Consider the following 11,501-nt stretch of genomic DNA (forward strand, 5'->3'; position numbering starts at 1 on the left):
TCCGTGGAGACCATCGTCCTCATCGCAGTGATCATCCTCATGATCGGCATCGGAATGCGCTGGATCCACCTGCTGAACGCCCAGCACGACGCACGGATCGAGGCCTACCGCTTCAGCGACCCCCGGCCGAGGCCCCCCGGCCTGCCGGACGACACCGGTCGTCGAGCCCACCACCCGGGTGCCGACCAGTGAGGAACAGACCTTCCTCCGACCGGGGGCAGCGGGCGGGACGCCTCGGCGCCCCGCTCCGCAGGCCTCCTCACCCGCCCACGACGGCAACACCCACCTCCGCGTAGGACCCCGGCCGGTACCGACGAGATCTGAGAAGCCCCGACCGGCCCCGGAGCCCACCCCGCCCCACACACGAAAGACGCGGTCACGGCCACACTGCGCGAACGCAAGACCTACCGCGACAAGGTGCTCCGGGTCCTGTACGAAGCCGTCGAAGGCAACCGCCTCCTCGATATCACCGGAGCACAGCTGCGGCGCGACCTCCACGTACCAGAACAGGACCTCGCCGCCGCCTGCACCTACCTGGCGGGCGAAGGACTGATCACCGTCGACTGGGAACCCGGCAACACTCCCGCGATGGTCACCCTCACCCACGAGGGAATCCTGCACTTGGAGTCCGAGGAGGAAGAGCACGGCTGAATCCCCTCACGCACGTGAGGCCTGGGGGCCTTCCCCCGTGAAGGCGGGCACGCGGGTATTGATCACGCGGCGAGCGTGAGTTTAGCGTTGTGGTGTCGGCGTTCGTATTCGTTGGGGCTGAGGTGGCCGTTGGCGGAGTACCGGCGGCGGGTGTTGTAGCGGGTCAGCCAGGCGAAGACGGTCCTGCGACAGGTGCCGGCGTCGCCGTAGTCGCGGGCTCCCTGGAGGGTCTCGCGTTTCAGGGACGCGTGGAAGCTTTCGCTGGCCGCGTTGTCGGCGCTGGTGCCGACCGCGCCCATCGACCGGGTGACCCCGGCTTGATCGCAGAGGCCGGCGAAGACCCGGGATCCGTATTGCGCCCCGTGGTCGGAGTGGAACACGGCGCCGTCCAGGCGGCCGCGGGTCGCGGCTGCCATCCGTAGTGCGTCGGCGACCAGACTGGTGCGCATGTGGTCGGCAATGGACCAGCCGACGACTTTGCGGCTGAAGCAGTCCAGTACGGTCGCGAGATAGAGGAACTCCCCACCTGCAAGAGGGAGATACGTGATGTCGCCCATGTACTTCCGCCCGGGCTCAGTGGCGGTGAAGTCCCGCTGGAACAGGTCCGGAACCGGTGAGGCGGCCGGATCGGGGACGGTGGTGCGGACGCGTCTGCGCAGGCGGATACCGGTGATGCGGAACGTTCGCATCACCCGGGCAACCCGCATCTCGTTGACCCGCCACCCCTTCTCACGGAGCTCGGCGGCCACTCGCGGGGAGCCGTAGGCGCCGCCGGACTCGCCATGGACCTCGCGGATCTCCTCGGCCAGGATCCGGTCCTCCCGCTGCCGGGCAGCCCGGGCATCCGCGCTGTTCAGCCACTTGTAGTAGCTGGACCGGTTCACGTCCAGGACTTGGCAGAGCCGCTTCACCTCGTAGGTGTTCCGGTGGTCGTCAACGAACTGAAAGCGGCTCCTCACCAGTTCGTCTCTCCGGCGAAATACTTCGCCGCCTTGCGGAGTATGTCCCGCTCGGTGGCGAGCTTGCGCTCACTCGCCTCAAGCTCGGCCACCCGAGCCTCCAGCCGCCGGATCCGCTCGTCCGGCCCGACGGACGATGCCGCCTGTCCGGCCCGGGCCGCCGGCGTCCCACCCGCAGACGGGGCAACAGCGACGCCACGGCGTTCGCGGTCCCGCAGTACCCACTCACGCAGGGTCGCCCGGTTGACACCCAGGTCAGCGGCGATGCCCTTGTAGGTCGCCCCCGGGTGTGGACTCGTACAAGGCCACGGCATCGGCCTTGAACTCGTCCGAATAGTCCTTCATCGCCATCGGCGGTCTTCTCGCTTCCTCCGGATCAAGCAGATCCAGTATCAGCGTGTCCACCACTCAGGGGGAGGCCCCTGGGACGCGGGTAGCCGATCAGTGCTCTCAGCCGGGTTTCCGAGTCCCCAAGATCGAGGACGCAAGCGCAGTGCCCTGCTGCCCTGCCGGAGTGGCTCGATGCTTCGGGCTGGGTTCGCTGGGCCTGCCCTGCGGAGGTACCGATGCGGATCCCGCCGCTCGGCCGCCACACCCCTGTGCGCCGTGCTGCGTGTCGCCACAGGCGAGGCAGGAAGGCGTAGAAGCGGTCGGGAAGGAACACGGCGTCCGCGATGATCATCGCCCCGGAGAAGAGAGGCAGTCCCAGGAGCACTGCGATGCCGATGTGCATGCCCAGCAGTACCGTCAGGACGGGGTACTTGAGCCTGCCGAAGAGCACGAACGGGAAGGCGACCTGCAGGAGCACCGTCAGGTAGCTGGCGATCGCGATCACCATCGGGTACTCGTCCACGAGGTGGGAGAGCGCGGGCCAGGGCTGGAAGAGTTCGAGGTTCAGGGCGCAGTGGAGAGCGGTGCCGCCTCCGTCCATGATCTTCCGAGGCAACGCCTTCCGCGGCCGGCCGCGCTTGGCCGACATGGACCTGCACGCCGATGGCTGGAATGCCAAGGTGAAGCGACGGAGCCTGGCCGTGAGCCCGCACGGCCGCGCCCTGCGGATCGAGGTTGCCGGACGGTCGTACCGGTACCTGTCCGTGGGCGGGCGGCTGAGGCACGAGCTTCGACGTGACGGCGCCGCCGTGACGGTGACCCGCTCGCAGTGGCACGTCCCGCGCCGGATCACGGGCACCTGGCAGGGTCAGGCGGACGGCATGGACATCGGCCTTGCGATCCTGCTGGAGGCCGCCTGCAGCAGGAACCTGACGTTCTGTGGCGCGCTCTACTCGTGGCCGGGCCGGTTCCTGAGTCGGCTCTTCCAGCTCCCGGACCTCTAGCGCGGTGGCAGGCCACCGGCGTGGTCACCGTCAGCGCCCTCATCGAGGCCTTCACCCTCCTGGCACGCGACCGCTGGCCGAGCATCGTGCGGCCGGTACCCCGACCCCGGTCACACCGCTAGGGCCGGTCCATCAGGGCCGCGAGCCCGCCGAAGACGACGAGGACGACGGTGGTGAGCGTCGCGCAGGTGAGGAGCACGAGCCAGCCGCTGACGATGCCCAGCAGCGCCATGCCCCGGCCGTCCCGTCGCCGACGCAGGCGACCGACGTGGCCGGCGACCACGGCGAACAGCGCGCACACCACCGCCCCGGTCAAGGTGAGCTGCGGAAACACCCAGCCGTAGAGGGTCAGGAAGCTCATCAGGAGTGCGACGCCGCCCAGGGCGAAGTATGTGCTGAGCCGTGCCCGTCGGTTGACGGGCGGTCTGGTCTCCTCCTTCCCAGCGTTGTCATTCACGCCGTCACCCGCGAGAGCCTGCTGCGGCGGGCCGCGAACAGTCCCGCGCACACCAGCAGCGCCAGGGCGAACAGCGCCCCGGCTGTGACGAACGTCCAGCCAGGCCACCCGGGAGCGGTGTAGTCCGCCTCGTACGGGGACGCCGCGCAGCTCGTGGTCGAGTCACACACGATGTGCTTGCCCGCCCTCGCAGCCAGGCCCCACAGGACACCGTAGAGAGACAACAGCAGCGCACCGAACGTCATGACGGCCGGTACGGCGTACCACCCGCCGTACGGGCGACGCCGCCGGGGCGCCGGCGGACCGTACGGATACGCGGGCACCACACGAGCCAGGTGCGTCGAACGCATCGAAGGCCTCCGGTGAATCGAGGTCAGGGACCCGCACATCCTTGCCCGTCTACCACCCGACGGCATGAGTGCGGATACTCATACGCCCCAGCCGAATCCGGGACGATATCGGGCGCCGAACCGTCGCACAGGTCCTATAAGAGGCAGAAAACGCTCACCCTCGAATTGCTCACGGCCCACCTGGGGCGGGCGACCGTCGACAACACCGTCTCCAACGCCGTCGCGAAGATCAACCGGTGCGACCTCATCGTCATCGACGACATCGGCATGCTGCCGTCCGGGCAGGCCGCCGCCGAGGCGTTCTACCGCGTCATCGACGCCGCCTACGAACGCCGGTCCGTGATCGTCACCTCGAACCTGCACCCCTCAGGCTTCGACTCGATCATGCCCAAGACACTGGTCACGGCCGCCGTCGACCGGCTCCTGCACCCCGCACACATCGTCCTCACCGAAGGCTCCAGCCTGCGGCTGACCCAGGCCACCACCGGCCAGGGCGTCGTCCCGCTGGCGCCGTCGTGAGGGATCGACCGCCAGCCGTGAGGAAGCTCCCTCAAGCCTGCATCTGAACCGGAAAGGCGCAGGAGGCTCCCGACTGGGCACGTCAAGGTCCCGTCACGGCAATCGAGTTCCCGCGTTGTCTCCCGGTCTGCACCTGGCCAGCGTTGCTGAGCCACGGCACCATTTAGGTCATGTGGATCTTCCTGGTGCCTCTCATATTGATTCTCGCGCTCGCCTCCTGGATCGACTGGAGAGCACGACGACGCAGGAGTCGCATCCGCGATGGAACAGCCATGTGGCGCGATGTACGGGATGCTCGCCGCGATGCGCGGGCTTGGGAGGCGGGATCTCTCGGGCACACCGGCGAGGACACGTCATGGATGAAGAAGCGGGCACCGTGACAACCTGCTTCTCAACCTCCTGCCAGGCGTCGTCCGCCCGATACCCCCACGCCAGCTACCCAAACGTTGAGCCGCACGCGCGGTGAATTGTCATACCGGACAGGGAGATCAACTGTCCGCCAGCAAAGGACCTGAGCTGTCCGCTCACCCGAATGTCCCACTGTCCGTGGACAGGCCCCACCGCACTCACGGCACTCGAACCGCGGCCAAGGGCGGGGACTGCTATCGAGCGGGGCGCCGTGCGCCTGGGCCCCGCGGACGATGCGACCGCCATCACGGCCGCCCAACTACGCGACGTCGTCGAGCGTTGACGCAGGCCGGGCACTGGCAGCCGGGCGACCCCGAGATCCTGATCATGATGGATGCCGGCTACGACGTCGCCTACCTCGCCCGCGCGCTGACGGACCTGCCCGTCGTGCTGGTCGGACGCCTGCGCTCGGACCGCGTCATGCTCCGCGACGCAGGCCCCCACGTTGCGGCCCGAAGGGCGGCCGTCCCCGCCGGCACGGCGGCGTCCTCACCTTCGCCAAGCCCGACAGTTGACACAACCCGACGTCACCACCGCTACGGACACCACCCGCTACGGCAAGGCGGAGGCGATGGCCTGGGACCGGATGCACCCCAGACTCACCCACCGCGGACCCTGACTGGAACACGCCGAAGAGGAACTGCCCGTTCTGCACGGCACGTTGGTGCGACTGAAGGTCGAGCGCCTGCCGGGCGACCGCGACCCGCAGCCAGTCTGGCTGTGGTGCTCGGCGACCGCCGCCATGCCGACGGACGTGGACCGCTGGTGGCAGTCGTTCCTTCGCAGGTTCGATCTCGAGCACACCTTTCGGCTGATGAAGCAGACACTCGGCTGGACGTCCCCGAGGGTCCGCCACGCGGACACCGCCGACCTGTGGACCTGGCTCATCATCGCCGCCCACACCCAGCTCCGCCTCGCCCGGCCCCTTGCCGAGGACCTGCGTCGCCCCTGGGAACGATTCGCAACGTCCGCGCGACGGCAGCCTGTCCGACGGCCGCACCGAAACCGTCCCGGCCAGGCCCGGGACGCCCTCCCGGCTCGAAGAACAAGCACCGCGCCAAGCGCCACGACGTCGGCAAGACGGTCAAACGCGCCGAGTCGATCAAGGAACACCAGGCCAGCCGACCATGAACGTCAAGCTCAGCGTCCGTACCAGCCTGCGGCTCCCGCTTCCTCCGATGGCTCGAACGCCTGGTGAAGAGCCACGAGGCCGGTGATCAGGCGGGAGTCCCAGCCAGGAACGAGTACCTGGAAGTCTTCAGCCTCCATACCGCGGAAGACGAGGTGGGCCCGGCCTGAGCCGTCGCGCCATATGATGCGCCGGGGTGAGCCGAACCCGCCGTCACCCTCGCCCAGGATGGAAAAGACCAGGCACAGCAGGCTGACGGGAAGGCCGAGGGGCCACCACAACGCCCACCACACGAGACGGCCTCGGTAGCCGCGGAGCACGGGACCCGCCGACGGCTCCACAGTCCACAGCATCCGGCCAAAGCCAAGCCAACGGCGGCGCCGCAGTGTGATCCGCCCAAGCGGCACGCCGAGCGGGTCCTCGACACGGTAGACGGCGGGGCGGCCGCTCAGGCGCGACCCCAGGGCCTGCTCGGTGAATACGCGGGCGGCCGGCGCCTGGCCGTCCGGAACGATGTGGAAGGCTCGAACGGAGCGGCGTCGGTCCAGCGTGGGGGCGTTGACATCACGGTAGAGCCGGACCGCTCCGGACACCTGCTCGTCCTGACCGCTCATGACGACCGCAGGCGGGGACACCTTGGTCATCACTTCGTACGTCACTCGCCCCTGGCTCACGCTCTGCCCCTCCGTGCACGTTCAGTTCAAGTCCGATGATCTCATCGTGGAGCGTGCGGGAGGCACGGAGGCGATGTCCACGTCTGCTCCACGGGGCAGGCCGACAGAGCTGAGGGTTCGTCACCCGTTCAGGGATGGGTAAGGGGCCTCGTGCAGGTGGGTGATCACGGCAGGGGCGGCGGCCGGGTCCTTCTTTACCCGGGCCGGCAGCGGACCTGAGGCGCGCGACCCGTTGGTCGAGTCCTCTCGTCCCGCATCGGGTGGCCCGAGTCGGGCCCTGCGACCTGCTGGAACTCGCGCTCTTCAACGGCGTCTAGGACCCGGCGATCTGACGCCGAGTACCGCAGCCCATACAAACCGGGACGGCGCTGCCGTCTCCCCCTTGCCCGAACCCGCATCTGCTTCCCTTCCCCAGCGGCCACGCCGCCAAGAGCATGCACCCGCAGCAGTGCGAGCAGACAGCGTCGGGGTGATGCTGAGGGCGGCCGAGAAGGGCGGTATCCGGCGCCAAGGGAAATTCGATACTCGGCGCCATCCAGTCTCCCGCCCGCCTTCGGCGGCCGCCGGACGCGAAGGCGGGCGGTTTGCTGGGACTCAGACGTGTGATTCCGGGTGATTCTCGAGCATGCGAATGGGCCGCCGCCTCTGGCGGGTGACGGCCCTCGACCCTGCCGCCTTGTTACGCAGCGGGGGTGAACTCCACATCGGTGTCGCCGCAGCCCGCCGCGATATCCAGCAGCCGGTCCCGCTCCAGCTCGTCCACCGCCAGGCCCCAGCGCAGCTTCGTCGCAGTCCATTCCGCACCGTAGCGGCACAGCGCATCCGGCGCCGGCGGCAGCCACTCCGCCGGATCCTGATCCGCCTTCTGCCGGTTCGACCGCGCCGTTACCGCCACCAGGGAGGACAGCTGGCCCTGGTCGTTCGCGTACGCCTCACGCCGCTGCGCGGTCCACGAACTGGCGCCAGCTGGCGGGGAGCGTCATTCGAAGCGTGCGGTATTCCCGCCCTCAAAGGGCCCCAGATCTGTCCCTTGTGACTTAGTGACAGCGAGGACGAACATCCGGCGCGCAGACCTACCCCCCTTCTGCCGGGACTCTGCCGCTCCCACCAGGCGGTCCAGAAGCAAGCCCGTGCAGCGGCTCCCGCATCCGGGATGGCACTCCATCGCGGGGCGCTCAGCCAAGGACCGCGAGGTGGTCGGCGGCGCCCCCGCGCCATTCGATCATGAAGAGGGTGGCGTCGTCGCTGGTGTGCCCGCCCCGTTCGCTCTTCAGCATGTGGGAGAGCCGGCGTAGGTCCGCCCGCAGTCCTTGTGAGGGTTCCTCCCCCAGGCGGTTGACGCAGCGGATGAGGCGTTCTTCGCCGAACAGCTCCCCGCCGGCGACGTGCTCCTCGATGATGCCGTCGGTATAGCACAGCACGCGGTCGCCTTGCTGGAGTGTGTGCTCTCTGATCCGGGGCTCCTCACCGCCGAAACCGACGGGCAGCGTCGTCGCGCTCTCCAGCTGCCGCACGACGTGCCCGTCGCGGATCAGCAGCGGTGCGGGGTGGCCCGCGTTGACCAGCTCCATCGCACCGGTGGCGACGTTGATGTGCATCAACTGCGCTGTGACGAACCGGTCGGGGCCGAACAGCCGGGAGATGGCATCGTCCATGAACGCGTACTTCTCGGCCAGGCTGATGAACACGCGGCGGGCGTGCCGGTAGGCGCCGATGGCCACGGTTGCCATGGTGGCGGCTTCCACGCCGTGGCCCATCGCGTCGATCACGGCGGCGTGCAGGATGTTGTCGTTGAGGGCGTAGTCGAAGCTGTCTCCGGCGACGCGGTAGGCGGGCTCCAGCATGCCGGCCACCTCCACCTGCGGCACGGCCATCGACAGCGGCGGCAGCAGGCCCCACTGGATCTCTGCGGACACGCTCATCGGCTCCCGGCGCCGGGCCTGGAAGAACTGGTCGGTGTAGGCGTTCTTGGTGACCAGCAGGTCGGCCACCAGGCATGAGAGCCGGCTCAGCAGCCGCCGGTCGTCGTCGCCGACGGTGTCCAGGGTGAGGGCCATCACGCCCACCGTGTCGCCGCCGTCCAGCAGCGGCAGATACATCCGCACGCCACCGCGGGCTTGCGGCACTTCGACGACCACCCCGCGCAGAAAAGCCCGGCCCGCGGGTGAGTCGATCACCGATTCAGGCTGGCCGGCGTGCAGCTTTTTGCCCGGAAGCGGCACCAGCAGCTCCTGCGCGTAGTCCTGGAGCAGGATGGAGACATCACGGCCTCCGACCCTGCCCACCTCCTCCGCGATGAGCGGGGCGATCAGCTGCGGCGGCAGCAGCCGCGCCCGGTCCAGCAGCAGGCCCAGCAGCCGCTCACCGAAACCCTCCGACCGGTCCTCCTCGATCTCCTCGCCCATAGCCCGCTTCGCCGATCCTTCCTGCCCCCACCCCGGTCACGCCTGCGCACAACGTGGCCTCGGAAGCCCGCTTGAGTGCCTCATTACGCCAAGCGCGGCATGTCGGCCCACGGCGCGTCCCTCAGTTCGAACTGCTTACGGTGGCGGACTCGGACCTCGCCCCCAGGCGGCCCAGACGCAGGTCCGTGTAACGGATCCCGCCTCCGGGGTGCCACTCCATCGCGCGCAGCGCTGCCGTGTCCCGGGCACCGGGACACGGGGACGATGCCGCCGCAGTCGTGCTGCCTGCACACGCACACACGCACTCTTCCTCGGGGCCTGCGTAGGGAAGGCCGTGGCGGACCGGCCCCGCCGAGCCCGCGCTTGCGGTGCCGCGCAGGCGGGCGGGCCAGGCCGGCGTCACGCGCAGGCCGCCCGACCCCCACTGGAACCGGCCGATCGCCCGCACCTCGCCGAGCACCGCCGGCGGCACCGTGCCGGGTGCGGTCAGCCTGTGGACCGATGCCCCGGCCTACCCAGCCGCCAGTTCGACCAGCGCTTCGACGTCCTCGACGGTGGAGCAGCCGGACAGCCGGTCCTCCCGCTCCACGTCGTCCGCCAGGACCAGCACCGGGTCGTCGAGACGCACGGTGCGCGTACGGCCGCGGGGGCTGGCCACGGGCGGCGTGACCGCAGGAAGGGCGGTGGGGATGCCGATCTTGTCGTGGGCGAGGAGCCAGGCGCGCCGGTCGAACTGCGGATGCGGCTCGGCGCCTGCCACGTATGTACCCCCTGACGCCACGTCACTCATGCAGACCATTTTCCCGATTTGCAGTCTATTACGACGTAATATGCGGAAATGCTCCCACGTGACGACCCATCACCACCTCTGGCACGGAGCATCTGCGCTCCTGCCGGGGTGAGCCCGCGTGTCGGCACAGGCAGCGGGCCGGCGGCCCTGACCAGCAACAAGAGAGGTCCTGCTATGGCATTGGATGTCATCCGGTCGGCTCCACCCGACACGAGCCCTCAACGCAGTCTGCTCAAACGGGGAGCCTTTGCCCTCCTCCCCGCAACGCTCCTGGCGTCGGCCGCCCTGGTCCCGACCCTCGCCCACGCCGCAGAAGCCCCCGTGTTGCTGGGGACCACCGCCAGTTACGGGGTCCTGGCCGGTTCGACGGTCACCAACACGAACCCCACCGTCATCAACGGCGACCTGGGCCTCTATCCGGGCACGTCGGTGACCGGCTTCCCGCCCGGCATCGTCAACGGAGTGACGCGCGTGGCCCCCAACGCCGCCGCCGCTCAGGCGAAGTCCGACCTCGTCGTCGCCTACGACGACGCGGCAGGCCGGGGGCCCGGGACCATTCTCGCTTCGGACGAGATCGGCGGACTGACGCTGGCGCCCGGCGTCTACACGGCCCCGGCGTCCCCGGACTCCCTGCAACTCACCGGGACGGTCACCCTCGACGGCCAGAACGACCCCAACTCCGTCTTCATCTTCCGGATCCCCTCGACCCTGACCACGGCTTCGTCGAGTTCCGTGGCCTTCATCAACGGAGCCAATGCCTGCAACGTGTTCTGGCAGGTGGGCAGCGCCGCCACCCTCGGCACGAGCACCCAGTTCAAGGGCACCATCCTGGCCATGCAGTCCATCACGCTGAACAACAGCGCCGTGATCGAAGGCCGCGCCCTGGCGCGTGTGGCCGCGGTCACGATGGACAACAACACCATTACGGTGCCGACCTGCGCCGCCGGCCCGCCCGGCCCGCCCGGACCTCCCGGACCGACGGGCTCGCCCGGCCCCACCGGCTCTCCCGGCCCGACGGGTGAGCCCGGCCCCCCCGGCCCGACGGGCTCCCCTGGCCCGTCCGGCAGCCCCGGCGCGCCTGGCCCGTCCGGTAGCCCCGGCGCCCCTGGTGCACCCGGTTCCCCCGGCCCGTCCGGCAGCCCCGGTGCACCCGGTGCACCCGGTCCTGACGGTAGCCCCGGCGCCCCTGGTGCACCCGGTTCCCCCGGCCCGTCCGGCAGCCCCGGCGCACCCGGTGCACCCGGTGCACCCGGTGCACCCGGCCCCGACGGGGCTCCCGGCCCCGCCGGACCCACCGGTTCTGCCGGACCCGTAGGACCCGCGGGACCTGCTGGACCCGCCGGACCCGCAGGACCCGCAGGACCCGCAGGACCCGCAGGACCCGCAGGACCGGCAGGACCCAAGGGGCCTCGCGGTGACAAGGGCGAGAAGGGTGACTCGGGCGACCACGACCACGGTCACGACGAGGACGACGAGGGCCACGAGGGCGAGCACGGTCGCGACGAGGACCACGGTCGCGACGACGACCACGGCAAGCCCGGCCACGGTCACGACGGCCCCGACGACCACGGCAAGCCCGGCCACGACCAGGGCAAGCCCCCGTGGGCCGACTTCCTGCCCGGTGGCCTCGACGACGCTCTGGGTCAGTTCCGCCCCGGCCACACCGCCAAGAGCGTCAACTTCGCCCCCGTGAGCGCCGCCACCGACCGGCAGCCGAAGGTGGCCTCGCAGAACCTCGCCACGACCGGCTCAAGCAGCGAGGCGAGCATCGCGGCCGCCACCGCAGTCGCGCTGGCCTTCATCGGAGGCTCGGCCTTCTTCGCCA

Annotated in this window: 9 protein-coding genes and 5 pseudogenes; 6 read left to right on the forward strand and 8 right to left on the reverse strand. The window is 69.8% G+C overall.

What is annotated here, in order from left to right; translation table 11 throughout:
• The first annotated feature begins 3 nt into the window (after positions 1–3).
• Positions 4–192, forward strand: coding sequence for a hypothetical protein (locus OG982_RS30420; RefSeq protein ID WP_266794136.1), 189 nt, complete (start codon positions 4–6; stop codon positions 190–192).
• A 225-nt stretch (positions 193–417) separates the two neighbouring features.
• The gene (locus tag OG982_RS30425; protein WP_266950184.1) at positions 418–651 is read left to right on the forward strand and encodes a hypothetical protein; all 234 of its coding nucleotides are present in this window, start codon (positions 418–420) and stop codon (positions 649–651) included.
• Between the two features lie 62 nt (positions 652–713).
• Here the strand turns inward: OG982_RS30425 and OG982_RS30430 are convergent.
• Both OG982_RS30430 and OG982_RS30435 read right to left on the reverse strand, forming a co-directional pair.
• Positions 714–1,961, reverse strand: a pseudogene (locus tag OG982_RS30430) (IS3 family transposase).
• 99 nt (positions 1,962–2,060) lie between these two features.
• Positions 2,061–2,535, reverse strand: a pseudogene (locus OG982_RS30435) (HTTM domain-containing protein); the annotation flags it as partial.
• A gap of 4 nt (positions 2,536–2,539) precedes the next feature.
• On the opposite strand from OG982_RS30435, the gene OG982_RS30440 reads away from it, so the two are divergent.
• The gene (locus tag OG982_RS30440; RefSeq protein ID WP_266794138.1) at positions 2,540–2,944 is read left to right on the forward strand and encodes a hypothetical protein; all 405 of its coding nucleotides are present in this window, start codon (positions 2,540–2,542) and stop codon (positions 2,942–2,944) included.
• A gap of 118 nt (positions 2,945–3,062) precedes the next feature.
• On the opposite strand, the gene OG982_RS30445 is transcribed toward OG982_RS30440, so the two are convergent.
• Both OG982_RS30445 and OG982_RS30450 read right to left on the reverse strand, forming a co-directional pair.
• Positions 3,063–3,305, reverse strand: coding sequence for a hypothetical protein (locus OG982_RS30445; RefSeq protein WP_266950186.1), 243 nt, complete (start codon positions 3,303–3,305; stop codon positions 3,063–3,065).
• A gap of 92 nt (positions 3,306–3,397) precedes the next feature.
• Entirely contained in the window at positions 3,398–3,751 is a 354-nt protein-coding gene (locus tag OG982_RS30450; protein ID WP_266794140.1) for a hypothetical protein, read from the reverse strand.
• A gap of 156 nt (positions 3,752–3,907) precedes the next feature.
• Here OG982_RS30450 and OG982_RS30455 point away from each other — a divergent pair.
• Both OG982_RS30455 and OG982_RS30460 read left to right on the forward strand, forming a co-directional pair.
• Positions 3,908–4,270 (forward strand): annotated as a pseudogene (locus tag OG982_RS30455) (ATP-binding protein); the annotation flags it as partial.
• Between the two features lie 619 nt (positions 4,271–4,889).
• Positions 4,890–5,809, forward strand: a pseudogene (locus OG982_RS30460) (transposase); the annotation flags it as partial.
• Positions 5,810–5,818: 9 nt separating this feature from the next.
• Here OG982_RS30460 and OG982_RS30465 read toward each other — a convergent pair.
• The 4 genes and pseudogenes from OG982_RS30465 to OG982_RS30480 all read right to left on the reverse strand — a co-directional run bounded on the left by OG982_RS30465 (position 5,819) and on the right by OG982_RS30480 (position 9,646).
• Positions 5,819–6,466 (reverse strand): hypothetical protein, encoded by a 648-nt coding sequence (locus tag OG982_RS30465; RefSeq protein WP_266794141.1) that lies wholly within the window; start codon positions 6,464–6,466, stop codon positions 5,819–5,821.
• Between the two features lie 694 nt (positions 6,467–7,160).
• Positions 7,161–7,448 (reverse strand): annotated as a pseudogene (locus tag OG982_RS30470) (HNH endonuclease); the annotation flags it as partial.
• 208 nt (positions 7,449–7,656) lie between these two features.
• Positions 7,657–8,886, reverse strand: coding sequence for a PP2C family protein-serine/threonine phosphatase (locus tag OG982_RS30475; RefSeq protein WP_266794142.1), 1,230 nt, complete (start codon positions 8,884–8,886; stop codon positions 7,657–7,659).
• Positions 8,887–9,397: 511 nt separating this feature from the next.
• Positions 9,398–9,646, reverse strand: coding sequence for a hypothetical protein (locus tag OG982_RS30480; RefSeq protein WP_266794143.1), 249 nt, complete (start codon positions 9,644–9,646; stop codon positions 9,398–9,400).
• A gap of 351 nt (positions 9,647–9,997) precedes the next feature.
• Here OG982_RS30480 and OG982_RS30485 point away from each other — a divergent pair.
• Positions 9,998–11,501: ice-binding family protein (locus OG982_RS30485; RefSeq protein ID WP_266950188.1), on the forward strand; the 1,504-nt coding region annotated here is incomplete at its 3' end.

It is taken from the genome of Streptomyces sp. NBC_01551, assembly GCF_026339935.1.
GTDB lineage: Bacteria > Actinomycetota > Actinomycetes > Streptomycetales > Streptomycetaceae > Streptomyces.